The sequence below is a fragment of the Actinomyces sp. HMSC08A09 genome (assembly GCF_001807465.1).
In the GTDB taxonomy this organism is placed as follows: Bacteria; Actinomycetota; Actinomycetes; order Actinomycetales; family Actinomycetaceae; genus Actinomyces; species Actinomyces oris.
In genome coordinates this window covers 12,924-35,169 of sequence record NZ_KV789135.1, presented here as the reverse complement: position 1 = coordinate 35,169, position 22,246 = coordinate 12,924, and the positions used below count along the sequence as shown (strand labels likewise).

21 protein-coding genes and 1 pseudogene are annotated in these 22,246 nt (G+C 68.9%); 15 read left to right on the top strand and 7 right to left on the bottom strand.

Annotation, left to right across the window (positions count from 1 at the left end; translation table 11 throughout):
• Position 1 precedes the first annotated feature (1 nt).
• Positions 2 to 1,268, top strand: a pseudogene (locus HMPREF3165_RS09360) (ISL3 family transposase).
• Positions 1,269 to 1,359: 91 nt separating this feature from the next.
• On the opposite strand, the gene HMPREF3165_RS13290 reads toward HMPREF3165_RS09360, so the two are convergent.
• From HMPREF3165_RS13290 to HMPREF3165_RS09350, 3 genes are all read right to left on the bottom strand, one after another.
• Positions 1,360 to 2,268, bottom strand: coding sequence for a hypothetical protein (locus tag HMPREF3165_RS13290; protein ID WP_141745038.1), 909 nt, complete (start codon positions 2,266 to 2,268; stop codon positions 1,360 to 1,362).
• A gap of 339 nt (positions 2,269 to 2,607) precedes the next feature.
• On the bottom strand, positions 2,608 to 3,693 hold the full coding sequence (gene ychF, locus HMPREF3165_RS09355) for a redox-regulated ATPase YchF (protein WP_070512781.1): 1,086 nt from the start codon (positions 3,691 to 3,693) through the stop codon (positions 2,608 to 2,610).
• 81 nt (positions 3,694 to 3,774) lie between these two features.
• Positions 3,775 to 5,376, bottom strand: a complete 1,602-nt coding sequence (locus HMPREF3165_RS09350) for an alpha/beta hydrolase (RefSeq protein WP_256275247.1) — start codon at positions 5,374 to 5,376, stop codon at positions 3,775 to 3,777.
• Positions 5,377 to 5,743: 367 nt separating this feature from the next.
• On the opposite strand from HMPREF3165_RS09350, the gene HMPREF3165_RS09345 reads away from it, so the two are divergent.
• The 10 genes from HMPREF3165_RS09345 (at position 5,744) to HMPREF3165_RS09305 (ending at position 11,607) form a co-directional block, all read left to right on the top strand.
• Positions 5,744 to 7,042 carry a DNA recombination protein RmuC gene (locus HMPREF3165_RS09345; protein WP_070512778.1) on the top strand — a complete coding sequence of 433 codons (1,299 nt, stop codon included), beginning with the start codon at positions 5,744 to 5,746 and terminating at the stop codon, positions 7,040 to 7,042.
• 158 nt (positions 7,043 to 7,200) lie between these two features.
• Positions 7,201 to 7,458, top strand: a complete 258-nt coding sequence (locus HMPREF3165_RS09340) for a GlsB/YeaQ/YmgE family stress response membrane protein (protein WP_070512775.1) — start codon at positions 7,201 to 7,203, stop codon at positions 7,456 to 7,458.
• 285 nt (positions 7,459 to 7,743) lie between these two features.
• A complete protein-coding gene (locus HMPREF3165_RS09335; RefSeq protein ID WP_009406062.1) occupies positions 7,744 to 8,220 on the top strand; it encodes an Asp23/Gls24 family envelope stress response protein in 477 nt (158 codons plus the stop codon).
• 33 nt (positions 8,221 to 8,253) lie between these two features.
• Positions 8,254 to 8,430: a hypothetical protein gene (locus HMPREF3165_RS13440; RefSeq protein ID WP_003789010.1), complete on the top strand. Its 177-nt coding sequence runs from the start codon at positions 8,254 to 8,256 to the stop codon at positions 8,428 to 8,430.
• A gap of 2 nt (positions 8,431 to 8,432) precedes the next feature.
• Positions 8,433 to 8,849, top strand: a complete 417-nt coding sequence (locus HMPREF3165_RS09330) for a hypothetical protein (protein WP_070512773.1) — start codon at positions 8,433 to 8,435, stop codon at positions 8,847 to 8,849.
• Positions 8,846 to 9,394, top strand: a complete 549-nt coding sequence (locus HMPREF3165_RS09325) for a DUF6286 domain-containing protein (protein WP_070512770.1) — start codon at positions 8,846 to 8,848, stop codon at positions 9,392 to 9,394. The genes HMPREF3165_RS09330 and HMPREF3165_RS09325 overlap by 4 nt, the downstream gene beginning before the upstream one ends.
• A gap of 13 nt (positions 9,395 to 9,407) precedes the next feature.
• A complete protein-coding gene (locus HMPREF3165_RS09320) occupies positions 9,408 to 10,055 on the top strand; it encodes a hypothetical protein (protein ID WP_070512767.1) in 648 nt (215 codons plus the stop codon).
• Positions 10,045 to 10,701 (top strand): RNA polymerase sigma factor, encoded by a 657-nt coding sequence (locus tag HMPREF3165_RS09315; RefSeq protein ID WP_070512765.1) that lies wholly within the window; start codon positions 10,045 to 10,047, stop codon positions 10,699 to 10,701. The genes HMPREF3165_RS09320 and HMPREF3165_RS09315 overlap by 11 nt, the downstream gene beginning before the upstream one ends.
• Positions 10,698 to 11,246 (top strand): hypothetical protein, encoded by a 549-nt coding sequence (locus HMPREF3165_RS09310; protein WP_070512762.1) that lies wholly within the window; start codon positions 10,698 to 10,700, stop codon positions 11,244 to 11,246. The genes HMPREF3165_RS09315 and HMPREF3165_RS09310 overlap by 4 nt, the downstream gene beginning before the upstream one ends.
• Positions 11,236 to 11,607, top strand: a complete 372-nt coding sequence (locus HMPREF3165_RS09305) for a hypothetical protein (RefSeq protein ID WP_003789016.1) — start codon at positions 11,236 to 11,238, stop codon at positions 11,605 to 11,607. Before HMPREF3165_RS09310 ends, HMPREF3165_RS09305 begins: the two co-directional genes overlap by 11 nt.
• A gap of 138 nt (positions 11,608 to 11,745) precedes the next feature.
• Here HMPREF3165_RS09305 and HMPREF3165_RS09300 read toward each other — a convergent pair whose 3' ends face one another.
• A complete protein-coding gene (locus HMPREF3165_RS09300; protein WP_003789017.1) occupies positions 11,746 to 13,377 on the bottom strand; it encodes an amino acid permease in 1,632 nt (543 codons plus the stop codon).
• Between the two features lie 149 nt (positions 13,378 to 13,526).
• A complete protein-coding gene (locus HMPREF3165_RS09295; RefSeq protein ID WP_003789018.1) occupies positions 13,527 to 14,594 on the bottom strand; it encodes a 4-hydroxy-3-methylbut-2-enyl diphosphate reductase in 1,068 nt (355 codons plus the stop codon).
• A gap of 44 nt (positions 14,595 to 14,638) precedes the next feature.
• On the opposite strand from HMPREF3165_RS09295, the gene xseA reads away from it, so the two are divergent.
• Positions 14,639 to 16,027, top strand: a complete 1,389-nt coding sequence (xseA, locus tag HMPREF3165_RS09290; protein WP_070512759.1) for an exodeoxyribonuclease VII large subunit — start codon at positions 14,639 to 14,641, stop codon at positions 16,025 to 16,027.
• 102 nt (positions 16,028 to 16,129) lie between these two features.
• On the opposite strand, the gene HMPREF3165_RS09285 is transcribed toward xseA, so the two are convergent.
• Entirely contained in the window at positions 16,130 to 17,509 is a 1,380-nt protein-coding gene (locus HMPREF3165_RS09285) for an MFS transporter (RefSeq protein ID WP_070512756.1), read from the bottom strand.
• Between the two features lie 112 nt (positions 17,510 to 17,621).
• On the opposite strand from HMPREF3165_RS09285, the gene HMPREF3165_RS09280 reads away from it, so the two are divergent.
• The 3 genes from HMPREF3165_RS09280 to HMPREF3165_RS09270 all read left to right on the top strand — a co-directional run bounded on the left by HMPREF3165_RS09280 (position 17,622) and on the right by HMPREF3165_RS09270 (position 20,354).
• Positions 17,622 to 18,359, top strand: coding sequence for an ArsR/SmtB family transcription factor (locus HMPREF3165_RS09280; protein WP_070512753.1), 738 nt, complete (start codon positions 17,622 to 17,624; stop codon positions 18,357 to 18,359).
• 104 nt (positions 18,360 to 18,463) lie between these two features.
• Positions 18,464 to 18,814: an exodeoxyribonuclease VII small subunit gene (locus HMPREF3165_RS12975; RefSeq protein ID WP_256275246.1), complete on the top strand. Its 351-nt coding sequence runs from the start codon at positions 18,464 to 18,466 to the stop codon at positions 18,812 to 18,814.
• A 598-nt stretch (positions 18,815 to 19,412) separates the two neighbouring features.
• Positions 19,413 to 20,354 carry a carbohydrate kinase family protein gene (locus HMPREF3165_RS09270; protein ID WP_070512748.1) on the top strand — a complete coding sequence of 314 codons (942 nt, stop codon included), beginning with the start codon at positions 19,413 to 19,415 and terminating at the stop codon, positions 20,352 to 20,354.
• Positions 20,355 to 21,021: 667 nt separating this feature from the next.
• On the opposite strand, the gene HMPREF3165_RS09265 is transcribed toward HMPREF3165_RS09270, so the two are convergent.
• Entirely contained in the window at positions 21,022 to 22,155 is a 1,134-nt protein-coding gene (locus HMPREF3165_RS09265; RefSeq protein WP_070512801.1) for an AEC family transporter, read from the bottom strand.
• Positions 22,156 to 22,246: the final 91 nt, after the last annotated feature.

The following is a 22,246-nucleotide window of genomic DNA, read 5'->3' as shown; positions in this document are numbered from 1 at the left end:
CCTGGACGCCCTGGGACTGACCGCGGTGGGCCAGCACCTCACAGCCAAGCGCGCGGTGATCGAGTGCCGTATGCCGATCGGGTTCGAGGACCCCTTCTGCAGAGCCTGCGGGGCGCAGGGGCAGGCTCGCGGGACGGTGGCCCGGCGCCTGGCCCACGTGCCGGTGGGGTGGAGGCCCACGCAGCTGGTGGTGCGCCTGCGGCGCTTCGCCTGCACCCACTGCCGCCGGGTGTGGAGACAGGACACCTCGGCCCTGGCTCAGCCACGGGCGCGGCTGACCCACGCGGCGGTCGAGTGGGGGCTGCGGGCCCTTGCCCTGGAGTGCATGTCGGTCTCCCGGGTGGCAGCCGCCCTGGGGATCTCCTGGCACACCGCCAACAACACGATCCTGACAAGCGCTCAGGCCACGCTGTTAGACGATCCCCACCGCTTCGATGGCGTGGAGGTCCTCGGCGTCGACGAGCACGTATGGCGCCACACCAGGCGAGGCGACCGCTATGTCACCGTCATCATCGACCTGACCCCCGTGCGCGACCGCAGTGGTCCGGCCCGGCTTCTGGACGTGGTCCCGGGCCGGTCCAAGAAGGTCCTCAAAACCTGGCTCGCAGCTCGGGACGAGTCCTGGCGCGGGCGGGTCGAGGTGGTAGCCATGGACGGCTTCACCGGGTTCAAGAGCGCCGCCGGCGAGGAGCTCCCACAGGCCCGGGCGGTCATGGATCCCTTTCACGTCGTATCCCTAACAGGAGACAAGCTCGACCAGCGCCGCCGCCGCATCCAACGAGCGATCACAGGCCGGCGGGGCCGAGCGGGTGACCGGCTCTACCGGGCCCGGCGCACCCTGCACACCGGGGCCGGCCTACTCACCGACGCCCAGACCGAGCGTCTCGAGACCCTCTTCGCTGATGATCGCCACGCTGCGGTCCAGGCCGCCTGGGGCGTCTACCAGCGCCTCATCCAGGCCTACCGCACCGAGGACCCGGGTCTGGGAAAGTACCTGACGCAACAGCTCATCGACTCCCTGAAACAGACCATCCCAGACGGGCTCGAGGAGAACCAGACACTGGCCAGAACCCTGACCAACCGCAGCCAGGACATTCTGGCCTACTTCGACCGCCCCCGTACCTCCAACGGCCCCACGCCAGGCGATCAACGGGCGCCTGGAGCACCTACGCGGCATCGCCCTGGGATTCCGCAACCTCACGCACTACACCATCCGCAGCCTCATTCACACCGGACGCCTCAAAGACCACCTGACAACAACCACCTAAACCAGACGACAAGCCCCACCTACAACACCCTCAAACACGAAGAGCCCCTTAACGTTAACCAATTCTATTGTAGAGCGGCTAACGAATTGCTCTAGTTGTCACCATATTTCTCGAAAGCCACATCGAAGTCTTCCTTAGAGTATTCCAATGTTTTACTCAAGAGATGTCCTAATAGTGAATTAAATAGCATCGACCGCTCTAAACTAGATGCATGTTTTATATCGAAACTCCAGTTTGTAAAACGAGACGAACTCAACAACACCAACGCATGATATTCCCACAACACCCGGAGTTGGAGCCAACGTTTAACTGCTGCACCATAGGCATCGACATCAACACCAAAAGCGCTCCGAAGCACCCGCGCGATTTCAGCGTCGGTCATATTTACAGATATTAGGTCGTCACCATACTTTCCCGGAAATGCACTCCGAGTAAGGATCCTATCAGTTAATTCCTCACCCAACTCGCCTCCATACACACTGTAAATGTCGATGACGTGCGTAAACCAACTTTGCACTAAATCTAACCTGGCTTCATCGACATCGCTGCCCTTAAATACCCAGTTTGACAAGGGTTTTGTTTTGGCCTCAACTATTACTTCACTGAAATAGGCAACCCCATACAATACGCCTTCAATGACTTTAAACGAGTCAACAGATGTTTCTTTATCAAATCTTCCCAGAACCCCTTTCAATGCCGCTACTATTTGTGAACACTGCTTGTCGATCTTCGCTTGCGCCTCGATCAGTTCATGTTCGCCACCGCTTTGATCACTGTAATTTGTGAGATCATTAAGGTCGCTCCGAACCTGCCAGGCTCTAGTCATTTGCTCTTGGAAATCATCCTTGATATCATTAGCAATCATCATACGCACAATTTTCCGATTAAGCTGTTCCCCCCGGTTTGCCTGATATAAGGCAACAATGACTGCCGCCGCTGTCGACAGCGCCGCAATTCCAGAAAACACAACATCCAGAACATCCTTTATGTTCGAATTCATTTGACATTCCTTTCGATCACAAAACTTTCCAAGCAAATCGAGAGCCCACATTAGGCGGTATAGGTCATCTCCAGTTACTCATTAATTCAAGCGTGTGCCGTCAGGCAGTATGGTTATGGAAACATAATAGTCGACTGTTATCAACGATAACATCGCATATTTTACAAAACACCCTATCCTTTAAATAAGGAGAACGCCCCGAACTCGCTTCAGTTCGACGTCTTTCACGCACATCTAGACACAAAATCAGCTACATTAACGACTAGCGTGACCACGTCGACAGATTGCACAAATGCCATCAAAACAGTATCCATAAACTACAAAATATTTTTCGCGTTTTCACACATTAAACCTAAACTCCACGACATCACCGTCTGCCATGACGTAGTCCTTTCCTTCCATGCGCACTCGGCCGTGAGCGCGGGCTCCGGCAACGCTGCCGTACTGGACCAGGTCATCGTAACTCACGATCTCGGCCTTGATAAAGCCTCGCTCGAAGTCCGTATGAATAACACCGGCCGCCTGCGGCGCCGTCGCGCCCTTGCGGATCGTCCACGCACGGGACTCCTTCTCCCCCGCCGTCAGGTACGTCTGCAACCCCAGCGTGTCGAACCCAACCCGGGCCAGCTTGTCCAGGCCGGACTCCTCCTGCCCGTTGTCGTGCAGCATCTCCGCCGCCTCCTCCGGCTCCAGCTCCACCAGCTCAGCCTCGAACTGGGCGTCCAGGAAGATCGCCTCCGCAGGCGCCACCAGCTCGCGCAGCTCGGCCTGGCGGGCCTCGTCGTTCATCCCGGCGTCGTCCATGTTGAACACATAGATGAACGGCTTGGTGGTCATGAGCTGGAAGGTCTTGAGCACCTCCGCATCAATCCCAGCCGCCTCGGCCCCAGCGGACAGCAGCGTCCCCTCCTCCAGGACCTTGAGGGCCGACTGCGCCGTCTCCAGCACCACCGGCTCCGTCTTCTTGCCCCGCACCTCCTTCTCCAGGCGCGGGATCGCCTTCTCCAGGGTCTGCATATCCGCCAGCACCAGCTCGGTGCTGATCGTCTCGATGTCCCCGGCAGGCTCCACCTTCCCATCCACGTGGACCACGTCCGGGTCCTCGAAGGCGCGCGTCACCATGCAGATGGCGTCCGCCTCGCGGATGTTGGCCAGGAACTGGTTGCCCAGCCCTTCCCCCTCGCTGGCGCCGCGCACGATCCCGGCGATGTCCACGAAGGAGACCGTCGCCGGCACCACCCTCGCGGAGTGGAACAGCTCGGCGAGCTTGTCCAGGCGCGCATCCGGCAGGGGCACAACCCCCACGTTCGGCTCAATGGTCGCGAACGGGTAGTTGGCGGCCAGGACGGTCGCGCGGGTCAGAGCATTGAACAGGGTGGACTTGCCGACGTTGGGCAGTCCGACGATTCCGATGGTAAGTGCCACGCAGCAGAGTTTAGACGGCCCCTGTGACACTGTGCGCCCCGACGGCGCCCCCGAGGCCGGGGCACGCCGTCGGCACCCCGCTTACTTACCGGCTCTCTCGTTCACCCGGACCGAGGCCCGCAGGTCACGCCACGAGGTGTAGAAGCCCCCGCTGGCGTTGGCCCCGATCCCGGCCGTCACCGCGACCAGACCCGCAGCCACTAGGATCACCACGACGCGCCCCAGGATCGCGCCGCCCAGCCGCGCCACCGACCGCTTGCCGCCCTCGCGCCGTCGGCCCCAGCGAGGCGACCAGAACATGACCACCCCCAGCGCCCCCAGCGAGGCGACCACGGCCACGATGATCGTGCCCAGACCGTTGATCTCGAAAGGCATGGCGCGCACCGGCGAGACCGACCCCACCACGCGCTGGTCCTTGGGCGTCTCCGACAGGGGCTTCACGCCGGCGGCGGTGGCCTTGGCCCAGGTATCGCCCTGGGGCGCCGTCACGCCGGCCGCCTTGAACACGGCCGGGTCCGAGCCCCACCATGTCAGCAGCGACGGGAAGTAGTTGTTCCACAGGGTCCAGGAGTGCCCGCCCGAGGCCGGGGTGTCCACCGTCAACGAGTCCGGCTTGCGCACCGCGTCATCCATGAGCCAGGCGGCCCGGGCCGCACCGGAGGAGTCGTCCTGCGCCCCCAGGACGTAGAAGCGCATGCCGTCGGGCTTGCGCTTCCCCAGCATGGTGGACAGCCCGTTCTGCGCCTGGAGCGTCTTGCCGCTGTGCGCCAGCGAGCCCTCACCGGGCAGGTCGTAGGAGGACATGACCCCCACCGCGCCGAAGCGCTGCGGGACGTCGTAGGCGGTGCGGGCCGCGCAGTAGGCTCCCGCAGAGATCCCCATAATCATCCAGCCGGCCCGCTGTGTGGTGACGTTGGGGAAGGTCGCCTGGATCATGCGGGGAATCTCCTCCGCGGTCCAGGTCCCCACGGCCGGGCGACCGGCGATGTTGACGCAGTCGGGCTGGCCGCCGTCCACGTTGAGCGAGGGGAACACCAGGATCGACGGCGGGATGCGGCCGGCGTCGATCGCCTCCTGGAGCCGCTGAGGTGAGGCGATGCCCGTCACCATGGACTGCGGGGAGCCGACCCAGCCGTGGAGCCCCTCGAGGACGTTGTAGGTGCGGCCGTCGTCGGGCCGGTAGCCCGCCGGCAGGACGACGCGCACCGGCAGCTTGATGCCGCTGACCGGGCCGGTCCAGGTGGCCTCCTTCGAGCCGTCGCCGACGTCGTGGAAGGAAGCCTTCCAGGTCGCGGCCGGGACGGCATCGTAGGCGGATGCCTGCGGCAGGGGCGCGATGCGCGAGGTGACCTGGGTGCGAGGGGTCAGGGCTTTGACGACGTCGCCGACGTTGCGCACGTAGTGCATGGGCCGGTTGATGAGCAGGCCCCCAAGCACGATGACGAGCACCACCGGCACACTCACCATGACGGTGCGCGCCGTGTAGCGGCCCACGGCCCGCAGCGCCGTGCGCAGCGTGGGGCGGGCGAGTCGGGTGGGACTGTCCGCGCTGCTGGCGCGCGTGGTGGCCGGAACAGTTCGCGGCAGAAGGACCGCGGCGACGATGGTGGTCAGAACGGCAAGGACCAGCACGACTGCGATCGTTCGCAGGCTGGTCAGCGGGATGCTGCGCAAGAGGCTCACGTCCGATAAGCATGGCACCACCTACCCAAATACCCATCATCCAGGAGTCGTAGAAGGACCGTGCTCTTGGTCTCCTCTCCTCCGCCGTAGGCAGGATCGGGCAGGCCCCAGGACTGTTGCCCCAGGTCCGAACGGTCGGTTGGTACATGCCCGGGAGAAATATGTCCGACGACGCCGCAGCAGCGGGCCGGTGGGCCGGATCGGCGAGCAGGCGGGAGGGCCGGATCGGCGGGTCAGGGCAGGGCCGGTCCGTTCGGCGGGCGGACGGGCCGGCCGAACCAGCCAGGCGGGGCGATCTGCGCCGGCGGGGCTCCGTGGGGCTTAAGGGCTCCGAATAGATGTCGCACCTCTGGGGCACCATCGGTTCATGAGTTCCTCAGCGGTCCTGCTTCCCATCCTGCTGCTCCTCGTCGGCTTAGCGATCGGCGCGGTCATCGGCTACCTCGGTGCGCTCGCCCGGCGCACCACCACGCACCAGTCCGAGGGCGAGCAGGTAGCCGAGCTGCGGGCGCAGGCCGCCCAGTGGCAGGCCCGGGCCGAGGAGTTGTCCTCGCGTACCCAGGTGGCCGAGGAGCGCGCCGAGCGGGACGGCTCCGTGCTGCGGGCGCTCGCACCCGTGCGCAGCCAGCTGGAGCAGGTGGGGGCCCGGGTGGAGTCCTTGGAGAAGCAGCGGGCGGAGCAGCACGCGGCCCTGGCCGAGCAGCTGAGGGCCACCGCCCTGCGCGAGCAGGACCTGGCCCGCTCCACGGCATCCTTGGAGGGGGCGCTGCGCTCACGCTCAGCGCGCGGCATGTGGGGTGAGGTCGAGCTGGCCCGGGTCCTAGAGGCCTCCGGGATGATGCGGCACGTGGACTTCTCCGAGCAGCGCACCATCGGGTCGCTGGTCCAGCGGCGCGGTGGCCCGGCCGGCGCACCGGACGCAGTGGGCACAGCGGGCTCGGCGGGCTCGGCGGGCTCAGCCGCAGGTGAGGGTGCTGCCGGCCGCTCCCGGCCCGACGTCGTCGTCCACCTGCCCGGGGAGGGCTACCTGGCCGTGGACGCCAAGGCGCCCATGGACTCCTACCTGGCGGCCACCGCCGTCCAGGGCACCGGCCCCGAGGACGAGCAGCGGCGCAGTCAGCTTCTGGAGGCTCACGCCAGGGCGCTGCGCGGGCACGTCGACCAGCTCGCCGCGCGCCGCTACGACCGGGCCCTGAGGGACTCCCCCGAGCTCGTGGTCCTCTTCGTCCCGGCGGAGGCGGTGCTCTCGGCCGCCCTGGAGGCGGACCCCGCGCTCCTGGAGCACGCGCTGGGGCGCGGCGTCGCCCTGGCCTCACCCGTGTCGCTGCTGACCCTGCTGCGCACCTGCGCCACGGCCTGGGCCCGCAGCGCCGTCAACGACGACGCCCGCGAGCTGCTGGAGCTCGGCCGCACCCTCTACGAGCGCCTGGGGACCGTCGCCGGTCACCTCGACGCCCTCGGTGGGGCGCTGCGGCGCAGCGTCACCGCCTACAACAAGGCGGTCGGCTCCATGGAGAACCGGCTCCTGGTGACCGCCCGGTCCCTGGAGACGCTCGGGGAGCAGGTGGACTCCCCCACGCTCATCAGTGCCGACGCCGCCCAGGTGCGCACCTTCACCGCACCCGAGCTCACCGCCGAAGAGCACCCCGCCCCCACAACGACGTAATGCACGCCACACTCCCGGCTTGTGACGATTGACGCTTCCATGGCGTCTATCAGGCAGCGTTGCCTGCCATCTCATGACTGGCTGACACGCTGCCAGAACGTTTCCATACCCGGTGGGCGGATGCCTCCCCTCATCGGACCTTCTCGGAGGAAGACATCATGCTGTCATTCATCGGAATGATTATCGCCGGTGCCGTGCTCGGCGCCCTCGCCCGCCTCGTCATGCGGGGCGAGCAGAACATCTCAGTCCTGTGGACCATCGTGCTGGGCGCCGTGGGCGCACTCGTCGGAGGCGCGGTCGCCAGCCTCTTCGGCGTCGCCCACACCAACGGCATCGACTGGATCCGCTGGGCCCTGTCCCTCGTCGCCGCCATCGTGGCGATCTCCGTCTACCTGGGCGTCACCGGCCGCAAGTAGCCCTCTAACGCCCTGAAGCGGGTTCTGCGGAGGCAGCCACCGCCTCCACAGAACCCGCTTCGACTTTTGTGACACAAGCCATGGGTTGGGGCCGTGAGGATTCCCCTGCCCGCGGCGTCCTACCTACAGCGCGGCAATCATGACGGGTAGCAACACCAGTCAGTCACGTCGGCCACTCATACGAGCCGGCCTGGCAGCCACCGAGGCGCCGTGACGGACCAGCTGCTGGGCCGCGCACCACACATCCCGTCACTATCCATTCACGGATCAATGAAAGAGGCTCCTATGAGCAACAACGCCATCCCCCAGACCGGTCAGCAGCGCGAGCGCAACGAGCAGGCCGAGGAGGACAAGACCCCCCGCGGCCCCCTCCAGACCTCGCACGGCGTGACCACCATCGAGGAGAACGTCGTCGCCAAGATCGCCGGTATGGCTGCTCGTGAGGTGCCCGGCGTCTACGACATGGGCAACGCCGTTCGCCGCGCCTTCAGCGCCGTGACCGACCGCATCCCCAACGCCCAGACCAACGTCGCCGGCGGCATCAGTGTCCAGAAGGGCGAGACCCAGGCCGCCGTCGAGGTCACCGTGGTGGTGGAGTACGGCGTCTCCATCGTGGAGGTCTCCGACGCCATCCGCCGCAACATCATCGAGCAGATCGAGGGCACTACCGGCCTGGAGGTCGTTGAGGTCAACATCAACGTCACCGACGTCCACCTGCCCGACGACGACTCCGGCAGCTCCGAGGCCGCCGACCTCAAGTGACCCATCCTGACGCCCTGATCTGAGGAGCTCTCAATGAAGACAACGTACCTGGCCCTCCTGGTGGGCCTGTTCCTTGGCACCATTCTCGCCTTCGGCTCTTTCGCCGACTTCGTCCTGGTGGCCCTGTGCGGAGCGGCCGGACTGGGGGTGGGTCTCTACCTGGAGGGCCGGGTCGATGTCCACAGCATCCTGGATCGGCGAAAGAAGTGACGATGGCGACCGCCACCCAGCCCGCCATCACGCAGCCGGGACCCTCCCAGGGCGAGGCGTCCTCCTGGGAGCAGCGCGGCACCACCACCATTCCGGCCAAGGTCGTCGCCCAGATCGCCGCCCAGGCCGCCTATGAGACCGGCAACGTCGGCTCCAACGCCGGGGGGCTCCTGGGAATCGGCGCCCGCCGCAACTTCGCCTCCCGGCCGGAGGCCCAGTGCGAGCTCTACGGGCGGGTCGCCGTCCTTCACCTGGACCTCGGCCTGGTCTTTCCCACGCCACTGTCCTCCACCGTTGACGATCTGCGCGCCCACGTGCGCGGCCGCGTCGAGCACCTCACCGGGCTGAGCGTCGGCAAGATCGCCATCGAGATCTCCTGGCTCAATCCGAGCAGCCACGTCAGGAAGAGCCTGAAATGAGAACACCCGTCCCGAAACTCATTCGTCGCCCCTCTCGCAGCACGCCCAGTGTCCTCCTGGCACTGCTGCTGCTCACGGCCGGAGGCCTGGGGGCCTGGCTGGCGGGGCACCGGATTGTCACCGGCACCTGGCCGGACCGCACCATCACCACGCTCGGCACCATTGGCTCCTCCGCCCTCGGCTCCGTCGCGGTGCTCGTCGCCGCCGGGATCGCCGCAGCCTGCGCCCTGGCCATGATCCTCGCGGCCCTGTGGCCTGGGCTGCCCGAGCGCGTCACGCTCCTCCCCGACACCGTCCCGGGCCAGACCGCGGTGAGGCGCCGTGACCTGGCCACCCTGGTGAGGAACCAGGTCGAGCAGATCGGCGGCGTCCACTCCGCCACCGTCACCACCCGTCGCTCCCGGGTCGACGTCGTCGTCCTCAGTGTCCTGGACGACCTCGAGCCGGTGCAGGAAGCCGCCCGTAAGACGACCGACGAGGCCCTGGAGACGCTCCAGCCCGCGGGCATCACGCGCAGCCGCGTGCGGATCAAGCGCACGAGCTGAAGGAGATACGACCATGCGTTCAGTTTCTGGTGTCCTCAACCGGACGGCCCTGGCCGGCTGCGGGCTTCTCATCGCGGCAGCGTCATCCTGGGTCCTGGCCTCCGGCCTCGGTGCCGGTCGGTCCTGGCCCGATGCCGCCCCCTACCTGGCCACGGCGCAGGACCGAGTGGGCAGCCTCATCGCGCCCCAGGCGCACTGGCTCCTGCCGGTGGCCGCGCTGGTCTCCGTGCTCGCCGTCATCGCCGGACTGGTCCTGCTCTCCATGCAGATCCCCCGCAAGGCGGCCGCCTCTCCCCTGAGGTTCAGCGACTCCGAGGGCGTCCTCATGGCCACCGTTGCCCCCGAGGTCCTGTCACAGGCCCTGTCCGAGCGGGCGGAGGACGTTCCCGGGGTGGAGCAGTGCGCCGTGTGGGTCACCGGTTCCCCGAGCAGCCTGTGGGTGCAGGCGGACGCCACCGTGTCCCAGGACTGCGAGGTCGCATGGGCCGTGGCGGAGCTCAGGGGCCGGCTCGAGGATGACGTGACCACGTCCCTGGGCACGCGCCCCCGGCAGATCGACGTCCTGGTAGGGCTGGAGCGCTCCACGAGCAAGCGCAGCGTCTCGCAGACCGTCACGGGGAAGCACTCGCCCAAGACCATCGGGAACGGCGATGGCGCGTGAGACGCAGGACGAGGCCACGGCGGCGCCTCGCCCGCGTCCAGACCACGCCGCACAACCGAGCGCCTCGTCCGGCGCGTCGCCCGACAAGGACCGCTGCCTGGTCCTGCGCGCCCAGGACGGGGACATCAACGCCTTCGAGCAACTCGTCGAGCGTTACCAGGGGCGCCTGTTCCGCACCGCATACATGATCGTGCGCAACCGTCACGACAGTGAGGACATCGTCCAGGACACCCTCATCCAGGCCTGGCGCAGTCTTCACCTCGTCAGGGAGCCCGCCGCCTTCCGAGGCTGGCTCATGCGGATCTGCACCAACAAGGCCACCAGCATGGCGCGCAAGCGTCAGCGCCGGGCCACCGACGCCTACGACGCCGAGGACCTGGAGACCGCGAGCGCCATGGCGGAGACGACGTCGAGCAGCACCGCTGACCCGGCCGAGTCCAGTGAGGTCAACGCCCAGATCGAGGCGCTGGCCGACCTGTTGGCCTCCGTGCAGCCCGAGCTGCGCATCGTCTGGGTACTCCGAGAGGTCGACGACATGTCCTACGAAGAGATCGCCCAGACCCTGAACCTGACCGAGTCCACCGTCCGAGGGAGGCTGGCACGCGCCCGCTCCCTCGTCATGCGCCAGATGAAGGAGTGGGCATGAGCACCGTCAACCAGCTCTCACACAGCGTCCGACGCGCGACGGCGTCGGCCAGTTCTTTCGCCCGGTCCCATGAGCAGGACGACGCCGACACGCGCGAGTACCAGCGTCGGATCGCCTCCCTGCACGAGGAGTGGGACCGGCTGGAGTCTCAGGCCAGCGCCTCGGTCATGCCCAAGCGCCACCTGATGGACGCCATCCTCGCCGAGACCCGTCACGGCGCCCAGGTGGAGATGCCCGCGACCGACCTGGGGCCGTACAGCATGTCCGAGTTCTCGCTGCGGGCGCTCATCCGACGCACCGTGGACGGCGTGCCTGGGGCCCGCGCCCTGCGCTCGACCTGCGAGCACGCGCCCTCGAGCGAGGGACACCGCGGCCTGGGGGTTCCGCAGATCATCTCCTGCCGGATCTCCGCCCACCTCAGCGTGGACAGCCTGCCGCAGCTCGGCCAGCAGGTGCGCGACGCCGTTCGAGCCGCCTGCCATGAGAACCTTGGGGTGTCCCCAACCGTCAACGTCCACATCGAGGATCTCCACGATGACGACTAACCTCTCAGCGGCCGAGCTGGCCCACCTGGTCACTGCTGTCCCCGGCGTCCGAGCAATCGAGCCGGGGATCGGCAGCACGTTGAGGACGATCGGCAGCCGCATGCGCCAGCAGGATCCTCAGCAGGCCCGCTTCGGAGTGATCGTCGAGGAGGGCTCGAGCCGGGCCGTCATCGAGATCGGTATCGACGGCTCGCGGCCCGTCAAGGACATCGTGCGCGACGTCCAGGAGACCATCATCCGATCCCTGTCCCAGGCGGGCGAGTCCGGCGATGCCTCCAAGGCCCGGGAGGACTCCGGCGCCTCCGACGTCAGGGAGCAGAGCGCGCCTCAGGTCACGGTACGGGTCCAGTCCCTGCTGTAGGCGCCCAGCCCACAGCAGACCAGCCTCGTGCAGGTTCCAGCACGAGACGACGTCGGGGCACCGGTCAGATGATCGGTGCCCCGACGTCGGTCATGGGGTACAGGGGGTGAGCCCAGCGAACGCGGGGCTCAGCCAGGCTCAGCTGCGCTCGCGAACGACGGCGCCGGAGACGTCGGCCTCCTCCAGGCGGACCATGCGCGACCCGGTCACCAGGCGGTGCCCCAGCCAGATAGCCCCGAAGACCGGCAGGCCGATGTAGGAGGAGAGCACCTCCACCAGCTGGCCCTTGAAGACCGCCTCGTAGTTCTGGCCGAGGATCACCAGGGCGCACAGGGTGAAGGCCAGGACCGGCCCCAGCGGGAACCAGGGCGCCTGGTAGGGCAGGTCGGCCGGGTCATTGCCCTGGAGCACGTAGGCGCGCCGGAAGCGGAAGTGGCATGCGGCGATCCCCAGCCACACGATGAACCCGCACAGGGCGGAGACGTTGACCAGCCAGGCGTAGGCGGTGTTCTGCCCCACCACCGCGGTCAGGAAGCCGGCCGCCCCCACCAGCGCCGTCGCCCCCAGGGCCCGCACCGGGACCCCGTGGCGGTTGACGTAGGAGAACCAGGCCGGCGCCTGCCCCTGCAGGGCCATCGAGTGGAGCATGCGGGTCGAGGCGTACAGGCCGGAGTTGCCGGCGCTGAGCACCGCGGTGAGGATGACGGCATTCATGAGGGCCGCCGCGATCCCGATCCCCGCCCGCTCGAAAACCAGGGTGAAGGGCGAGTAGGCCACGTCCTCGGTCTCGGTGTGCAGCAGTCGGCTATCGTTGAAGGCGATGAGGAAGCCGATGACCGTGATCGCCCCGATGTAGAAGATCATGATCCGCCAGAACACCGTGTGGATGGCCTTGGGCACGTCCCGGCGCGGGTTGCGGGCCTCACCGGCCGCCACGCCCACCAGCTCGGTGCCCTGGAAGGAGAACCCGGCCACCATGAACACCGACACAATGGCCAGCATCCCGCCGTGGAAGGGCGCGTCCTTGACGACCCAGTTGCTGAAGCCCGGGGACGTCCCACCGATGATGCCGGCGATCATGGCCAGCCCCGCCACGAGGAAGACGATGACCGTCACCACCTTGATGGCCGACAGCCAGAACTCCCCCTCCCCGAAGGCGCGGGCGGACAGGGCGTTGAGCGTCGTCAACAGGGTCAGGAACAGTGCCGCCCAGATCCATGAAGGCACCCCCGGCAACCAGTAGCCCATGACGATTCCGGCGGCCACCAGCTCGGCCGCCACCGTAATCGCCCAGTTGAACCAGTAGTTCCAGCCCATGGCGAAGCCGAAGGAGGGGCTGACGAACCGGGTGGCATAGGTCTGGAAGGAGCCGGCCACCGGCATGTGCGCCGTCATCTCGCCCAGGGACTGCATGAGCAGCAGCACCATGAGGCCGATGGCCGCGTAGGCGACCAGGGCGCCGCCCGGGCCGGCCGTGGAGACCGTGGCGCCCGAGGCCACGAACAGCCCCGTGCCGATGGCGCCGCCGATGGCGATCATCTGCATGTGCCTGCTGGTCAGGCTCCGGTGCAGCCCGCCGTCCTCCTCGAGGGCCTCGTTGGAGACCTGGCCGGAGGCGCCGGAGACCCCCGCGCCCACGGGGTCTGCGGAGGTTACGGGGTCAGCACTGTCAGCACTGTCGGAGCTGCCGGTGCCGTCGGCAGCGGACCGCCCGTCCGACGCGGCGGGGGCAGGGCCACTGGGGGCCGACTCGTCATGAGAATGTGTCACCCGACCGAGGGTAACCGTCACGCATGCAACCCGGCGTTCACCTTCGGCCTGTCTCACGCAGCCGGTCGTGTGCTGACGCTCACGGCCGGCCCTGCGGACGGCCCTATCGTCGGCCCGCGGCCGGGGCGGAAGGGGTGGGCGGCGCAGCCTCAGCAGGTGTGGTCGGCGGCCGGCTCGCGGCGCTTGTGCGCCGAGGCGGCCCCCTGGGCCGCCATGAGGTCGGCGCGCAGGTTCTTGGGCAGGGAGAAGGAGATCTTCTCCGTGGTGGTGCGCACCTCCTCGACGTCGTCGAAGCCGAGCTCGGCCAGGCGCTCGACCACCTCGCGCACCAGGATCTCCGGTACCGAGGCGCCCGAGGTCAGGCCGACCGTCTCGACGCCGTCGAACCAGGACGGGTCGATCTCGCTGGCGAAGTCCACCCGGTGGGCGGCGCCCGCACCGGCCTCAAGGGCCACCTCCTTGAGGCGTACCGAGTTCGAGGAGTTGCCGGAGCCGACCACAATCATGAGGTCCACCCTCGGGGCGATCTTCTTGACCGCGGCCTGACGGTTCTGGGTGGCGTAGCAGATGTCCTCGCCGGGCGGGTCGATCATCTCCGGGAAGCGCTCGCGCAGCAGGCGCACCGTCTCCAGGGTCTCGTCGACACTCAGGGTGGTCTGGCTGATCCACACGACCTTGGAGGGGTCGCGCACCTCGACCTGGTCCACCTCGTGGGGGCCGTTGACGACCTGAATGTGGTCGGGGGCCTCGCCCTGGGTGCCCTCGACCTCCTCGTGGCCGGTGTGGCCCACGAGGATGATGTCGTAGTCCTTGTCCGCAAAGCGCACCGCCTGCTTGTGCACCTTGGTCACCAGCGGGCAGGTCGCGTCAATCGTGTCCAGCCGGCGCTCGGCGGCCTCGGCGTGGACGGCCGGGGAGACGCCGTGCGCGGAGAAGACGACGCGGGCCCCCACCGGCACCTCGTCGGTCTCGGAGACGAAGATGGCGCCGCGCTTGGAGAGGGTCTCCACGACGTACTTGTTGTGGACGATCTCCTTGCGCACGTAGATCGGCGCCCCGTAGTGGGCCAGGGCCTGCTCCACGGCGTCGACCGCGCGGTCCACGCCGGCGCAGTAGCCGCGCGGGGAGGCCATGAGGATCCGCTTGCCGCCCTTGGGAGAGGGGGCCGCAGCGTCGGTGTGCTCACTGGAGAGCTCGATGGTCGTCACGGTCACCACTGTGCCACAGTGGGACCCAGGTCCCCAGTGGTGGACGTGGCACAGTGGTGCATGTGACAGGCCAGAGCCCCTCCCAGCCCAGCCCGCAGCCCGCCCCCGGTGCCGGCCGTGCGTCCGGTCTCGACGCGGGCGGCGGCCCCGGCAACTCCGGCAGCCCCGACGGCCCCCGGGAGCTGGCGCCGCGAGCGAACCTCACCACCGCGGAGAACCCGTGGCCGCTGAGGCTGCTGTCCTCCAAGATCGACCAGTACGTGGCCCGCATGAGCCAGGTGTGGGTGGAGGGGCAGGTCATCCAGCTCAACCGCCGCCCCGGCGCCGGCATGGCCTTCCTCACCCTGAGGGACACGGACGCCGATATCTCCATGTCGGTATCCATCTACGCCCGGGTCCTCGACGCCGTCCTGGCGCGCACCGGCGCCGAGCTCGGCGAAGGAGCCCGCGTGGTGGTGCGCGCCAAGCCCACCTTCTGGGCCAAGCGGGGCTCGCTCCAGCTGCAGGCCGACGACATCCGGCCCGTCGGCGTCGGCGACCTGCTAGCGCGCATCGAGCAGCTGCGCCGCATCCTGGCCGCCGAGGGCCTGTTCGACGCCGAGTGCAAACGGCCCCTGCCCTTCCTGCCGCGCAAGGTGGGCCTCGTGTGCGGACGCCAGGCCAAGGCCAAGGACGACGTGCTGGTCAACGCCCGCCTGCGCTGGCCCGGCCTGCCCTTCGAGGTACGCGAGGTCGCCGTCCAGGGGGCGCGCGCCGTCGGCGAGGTCACCCGGGCCATCCAGGAGCTCGACACCGATGCGCAGATCGACGTCATCGTCGTGGCCCGCGGGGGCGGCGCCGTCGAGGACCTGCTGCCCTTCTCCGATGAGGGGCTCGTGCGCGCCGCGGCCGCCTGCCGCACGCCGCTGGTCTCGGCGATCGGCCACGAGACCGACTGTCCCCTGCTGGACCTGGTGGCGGACTACCGGGCCTCCACCCCCACCGACGCCGCCCGCCGGATCGTCCCCGACCTCGCCCAGGAGACCGTGGGTCTGGACTCGGCCCGCGAGCGCCTGCGCAGCGTGCTCGCCTCGCGGCTGGACGCCGAGCAGGCGGCCCTGGACCAGTTGCGGGCCCGGCCGGTCATGGCCGACCCCACCTTGATCGTGCGCGACCGGGTGATCGAGCTGGGTCAGGCCCGCGACAGGATGCGCCGGGCCGTGGAGCATCGGCTGTCGCTGGCGGCCGCGGATCTGCGCGCCGACCGCGCCCGGCTGACGGCGCTGTCGCCGCAGGGGGTCCTGGATCGCGGCTACACGATTCTGCGCACTCCCGGCGGCAAGGTCATCACCAGCGCTGAGGATGTCAAGAAGGGCGACCTCATCGAGGGGGTCCTGGCTTCGGGGCGGCTCGTCGCCCAGGTCGTCGGCGCCACCAAGCCCCGGCCCGCCGATATCGACTGAACGCCGGCGAGGCCCTGGGGCGGCGCACGCTGATGGCCTCGCAGGGCTCCCGCGGACGTACCCGAGAGCTCGCGGGCGGCACCGTGGCGCAGTCGTCGAGACCTATGGTGCGTCCACGCGCTCCGGGCGACCGGCTGCCCTGAGGACGACGACGGCGACGGGGATCGCGGCCACAGCGAAAACGGCCGACGCCCCGACGACCGCCCGGTGGAAGCCGGTCAGGAAGTCGCCTGAAGCGATCAGGCTGCCAAGGACGGCCACACCGACGACGCTGCCGGTCTGCCGGGCAGCGTTGATGACGCTGCCGGCGACGCCGGTGTACCCCGCCGGCGCGGAGGCGACGGCGGCCGAGGTTGCGGCGGGCATGGTCAGTGCCGTGCCGAAACCGCCCAGGAAGGTCAGGGCCGCCACCAGCGGGTACGGCGTCGAGGCCGTGACGACAGCGAGCCCCGCGAACCCGGCCGCCCCGGTGAGCAGCCCGGTCAGCATGGTCGGAAACGCCCCGATCCTGGCGGTCATCCTGCCTCCCATCGGGGAGGCGACGACGGCGCTGCACGCCTGCGGCGCCAGGGCCAGGCCGGCGAGCCACGGCTCATAGCCCAGGTAGCGCTGGAGGAACAGGGCCAGGACGAAGAGCTGGCCGAAGAATCCGGTATTGAGCGCGAGCCCGACCGCGGCGGCCACGGCGAAACGCGGTCGGGAGAAGACCGCCGTCGGCAGCATCGGCCTGCTCGCGGTCCGTTCAACCAGGACGAAGGCCGCCAACAGGCTCAGTCCGGCAAGGGTCGAGGTGACAACGGGCGGGCTCCACCCGTGCTCGCCCGCGGCGATGATCCCGTAGGTGGCGGCCGCGAGCCCTGCGACGGAGAGGACCTGCCCGGGCAGGTCGCCGCCTTCGCGTCGTCGCAGCGACCGCGTCTCCGGCGCGGGCAGGCAGCGGGCGGTGAGCCACAGGGCGGCTGCAACGAGGGGAAGGTTCACCCAGAACACGAGCCTCCAGCCGGTGAAGGTCACGAGCAGTCCCCCGGCCACCGGACCGACGGCCGCGGCGACACCACCGGCTCCTCCCCACAGGCCGATGGCTCGGGCCCGGTCGGTGGGGCGATCATGGATGAGGGAGAGCATTGCCAGGGAGGCCGGGACGATCGCGGCGGCACCGACACCCTGCAACGCGCGGAAGGCGATGAGCGCGCCGCCGGCAGGGGCCAGGGCACAGGCCGCCGAGAGCAGGCCGAAGACCGCCAGGCCGAGCAGGTGGACGCTTCTTGCGCCCATCCGGTCGCAGGCCGCCCCTGCCGACAGCTGCAGGGCCGCGAAGGTGAGGGCGTAGGCGTCAACGACCCACTGCAGGGATGTGACCGGGGCGCCCAGGTCCCCACCGATCCGCGCCAGCGCCACGTTGACGACCGTCGTGTCAAGCATGACGATGAAGAATCCGAGCAGCGCCGCGAAGAGGGCGCCACGTCGTCGGTATCCGTTCATGAGTGGTCTCCTTGCGCCTCTGGCCCCGCCTGCGGCTTGATGCCGGCCACCGGCAGGCTAGAGCCGCAATCATTCGGCGCAGACCGAACCGGCGCGGGCGCATACTGGCCGCATGTCACAGCTTCCCGATCGTCTCTTCCCCGAGGCGGTTCCCGACGTCGCCGGAACGGCTGCGGCACTGGCCGACCCGTCGCGGGCCGCCATGTGTGCTGCGCTCATGGACGGCCGCGCCTGGACGGTGGGCGAGCTCGGCTCATACGCCGGGGTGGCACGGTCGACGGCCAGCGAGCATGTCGACGTGCTGGCGGCGCGCGGTCTCGTCACGAGGGTCCGGCAGGGGCGGCACTGCTACATCACGCTCTCAGGGCCCGAGGCGGCTCGGGTCATCGAGGCCCTGGGGGTGATGGCGGCATCAGTGCTGCCCACGGCGCGCAGTCTCAACGCGTGGACGGCGAACAGGCGGCTGCTGGCAGCCCGTACCTGCTACCGCCACCTGGCGGGACGGCTCGGCGTGAGTCTGGTCGAGCAGCTCCAGGAGCACGGTCACCTGGATCCCTCGTGGGGACTGACCGATTCCGGCAAGGACCTCCTGGCTACCTGGGGGATGGAGAAGCCGCATCATACCCGTGGGGAGGCGTGCATGGACTCCACTGAGCGGCGGTTCCACCTCGGCGGTCCGCTGGGGACCGCACTGACGCGGGTGCTGTTCGATCGCGCCTGGATCGCGCGCATCGGGCGGACCCGGGCAGTGAAGCTCACTGAGGCCGGCCGCGAGGCACTGACGCAGGCAGGTTTGGAGGGAGTGCTGACGCTCCTCGACGAAACGACCTCCAACGACGCAGCAGGATAAAAGCGCAGGCCTGACGCGTCGGTCTGGGCACTTTCGCGCCGAGGACATCACCTGGCCCGCCTTGTCCGCTCTGCCCGCGTGCCGGCCCGTGCGAGAATCGGGGCGTGAGCTCCGAGATGAACCCCGGCCCATACTCCGACCAGTACCCAGACGAGTACTCACCCCAGAGCAGCCCCTACTCTGCTTCCTCAGGGGCGTCAGGGTCTTCAGCCTCGTCTGCCCCTGCCGCAGGCGGGGCGTCCGGTGCCAATGAGGACGTCGCCACGCTCAGTTATGAGCGGGCCCGTGAGGAGCTGGTGGCCGTCGTGCAGCGTCTTGAGGCGGGCTCCGTCCCTTTGGAGGACTCCCTGGCGCTGTGGGAGCGCGGCGAGGCCCTGGCTCAGCGCTGCCAGACCTGGCTCGATGAGGCCCGCGCCCGCCTGGCCGCAGTCGCGCAGGAGGACCCTGAGGACTGACGCGACCTGGGGCTGACCGGGCATGACCCGCCGGGCCAGCAGTTCCAGGCCGGGCACGTGCCCGCACGCGCAACGAATCGACCGTCGTGGCAACGTGGCCGTTTGTCCGGGGGCCTGGCATGCGCCCACCTGCGCGGCGAACTGACGGTGTTGCCCGGGCCCTTCTGGCGGTGGTGCCCCCATCCAGCGTCTCCGGCAGTCGAAGCAGGAGCCCGGAAGGAGCCGTGGATGTCCAAATCGGACACAAAGGCTTGGGTCGCTCTCATCCGGACGGAACACAACCGCATGATTCCAAGGTTTTCATTCATGCGGCCTGTGCACTGAAAGCCCTTTGTATCCGATTTGGACATTCTTGGGCGAGATGAGCCCTGAGGGCGGCGCCGGATCGGTAGTCTGTGGGCATTCGCCTCCGGCCACGCGCATCGATCAGCGCGCCGGCCACTTCCGGGCGGTGTGGCGCCGCCGCGTTCCTCATCCGCCCGAGTCCCTCTCACCACCTCTTCTCATTCTCCCGGTCCACCACTCCGGCCAGCTCTCCACCCCTCGCACGTCTCAGCTCACCACCACCGGACCCCGGTCCTGCACGAAGGAGTCGCCCATGTCCGCACCCGGCCGCCCAGGATCCGCTCTCGTCATCGGCGAGGCCCTAGTTGATGTCGTCATCCACCCCGGGCAGGAGCCCGTGGACATCCCCGGCGGCTCGCCTGCCAACGTCGCCCTGGGGCTGGCGCGCCTGGGCCGCGACGCCGGGCTGCACTGCTGGATCGGCACCGATGAGCGCGGTCAGGCGGTGCGCTCCCACCTGGAGGCCTCCGGGGTTCGTCTGGCCCCGGGTGCCGACGGTGCGACGCGCACCTCCACGGCGCAGGCCACCATCGGGGAGGACCGCGCTGCCACCTACGTCTTCGACCTGGACTGGAACCCGCCGCGCCCGACACTGCCCGACGGGCAGGCGCCGCTGCTGGTGCACACCGGCTCGATCGCAGCGATCCTGGCGCCCGGCGCCGCCACCGTGGAGCAGGTGCTGCGCGAGACCCGCACCACCTCCACCATCGCCTATGACCCCAATGCCCGGCCTCAGCTCATGGGTGAGCCCGAGGACGCCCGTGAGGTCGTCGAGCGCCTGGTGGGCCTGTCGGACCTGGTCAAGTGCTCCGATGAGGACATCGCCTGGCTCTATGGCCAGGACGCGGACCTGGAGACGGTGCTGCGCTCCTGGCTGGAGAAGGGCGCGGCCATCGTGGTCGTCACGCGCGGCAAGCAGGGGGCCCTGGCCCTGTCCGCCTCGGGGGTGCGCCTCGAGGTGCCCGCCGACCCGAGCGTCGTGGTGGCGGACACGGTGGGCGCCGGCGACTCCTTCATGGGCGGCCTGGAGGACGCGCTGTGGAGCGAGGACCTCGTGGGCGCGGACCGGCGCGAGGCGCTGCGCGCGGTGGACGCCGCGACCCTGGAGCGGATCGTGCGCCACGCCGCGGCCATCGCCGACATCACGGTCTCGCGGGCCGGAGCCAACCCTCCCACTCGCGACGAGCTGACCTGAGGGGCCCGGCAGGGAAGAGGCCTGGCAGGTCGCTGGTGTCCATGGTGCTGACATCACGGGCGCACCGGCGCTTCACGACCGAGAGAAACCACAGGATTCCAACGATCCTCGCTGGGCACTTCGACGGCAGGCTCGTCAATGTCAGCGCTATGGACACCGGGTCGCGCAGGAGTGAGTCCGGGGTTCTTACGGCAGTGCCCGGCGCCTCCGCCATGGGGCCTCCTACACCACTCCCTAGCTGACGTCTGCGCAGGCTCCCGGTGATCATGGTTGGACGCCCACCCTGCCCCGAGTCTGCCCGAGTCGGCCTAGTCCACGAGGGTCGGGATCTACTGGCCAAGGGTTGTGCGTACTGCACGAAGGCCCCACCTACCCCCAGTACCCCCAGCCCTCGACCAGTAGCGCCCCGCCCTCGTGCAGTGCATCCAGACAACGCCGTAAGCCACCACAGTGACCCGGCCAGCCCCTCCCACAGGCCAAATCAGCAGCTCTCCCACCCGGCAGCCCCACCCCACCGGCGTCTTGAGATGTCATGACACCCGAAACTCCCAGAAGCCATGAGCCAACACAGCACCCTGGCCCCTCGATCAGACGGCTTACGCTACGACCGCGCGGACAAGGGGCCGGACACCGACGACACCGGCGACGGGCAGTGCTAGCCGCGGGCTCAGTGCAGGAGCGCAGCGGCCAGCAGGACCACGGGCACGAATCCGGCCGTCGTCAGCAGGACGGCATCCCGAGCCAGGTCCTTGGCCGCCCCGTAACGCGAGGCGTACATGAAGACGTTCTGCGCCGTGGGCAGGGCGGCGGTGACGACCGGGGCGAGCAGCTGGCCTCCGCTGAGTCCCGCCGCCAGTCCGACGACGACGGCCAGCCCCGGCATGACGGCGAGCTTCCAACCCACCGCCAGCCACAGGCCGCTGCGCCGACCCGCGCCGCGCTGGGACGTCGACCTCACCCCGTGCGCCGGCTCCTCCTCCACCCGGGGAAGTCGGCCTCCCGCGGTGTCGACCGCGTGCGCCTCCGATCCGGCCTCCGCCGCCGGCGGCTCCTGACCCTGACGGTCCTTCCCCTGGCGGGCTGACTGGGCCGGCGAGCCCTGCAGGGACGGGGACGCCTCCTCGGGGGCGAGATTGCGCAGGGGCCGGGGCGCCCCGGCCAGGCTCATCCCCAGGGCCAGCATCATGAGCGGCACCGCGACGCGCCCGAGCATCTCCAGGCCCTGGGCCGGGTAGCCGCCTCCCCATTCCTTGAGGTCCACCCCTCCCAGGTTCGCCGCAGTCCCGGCCACAACACCCCACAGCAGCGGGTTGCGCAGCGGGACGGTCAGGGTCGCCAGGCGGGACGGGTTGCCGCGGCGGGTGACGGCGTCGAGCACGGTGAAAGTGGCCGGGGTGAGCACGAGGAGCTGGAGCAAGAGGATCGGGGCGATCGTGGCCGCATCCCCCAAGACGAGGACGGCCACCGGGATCCCCAGGTTCGCGGCATTGACGTAGCCGGAGGCGAGCGCGCCGATGGTGGCCTCGGCGGTGGGGCGGCGCAGCACGAGGCGGTGGAGGCACCAGGCCGAGACGATGGCCGTGAGCTCCGCGGCCACGGCCACGGCGGTGGAGCGGGAGAGGACCGCCGTCAGGTCGGCGCGGCTCAGCGTGGTCACGAGGAGGGCCGGGGTGGCGGCGAAGAAGCAGACGCGGGTGAGGACCCCGTCGGCGTCAGCGGGCACGGCGCGGGTGCGCACCAGCAGCCAACCGACGGCGATGACCGCGCCGAAGACGGCCAGTCCCGCCACCACATCGGCCATCACCGCCCCCTCTCATCGACCGGACGGGTCGCAGGCCCGGTCTCGCGTTCGTAGGGTAGTCCGCGCGGTCGTACCCTCTACCCCTCGAACG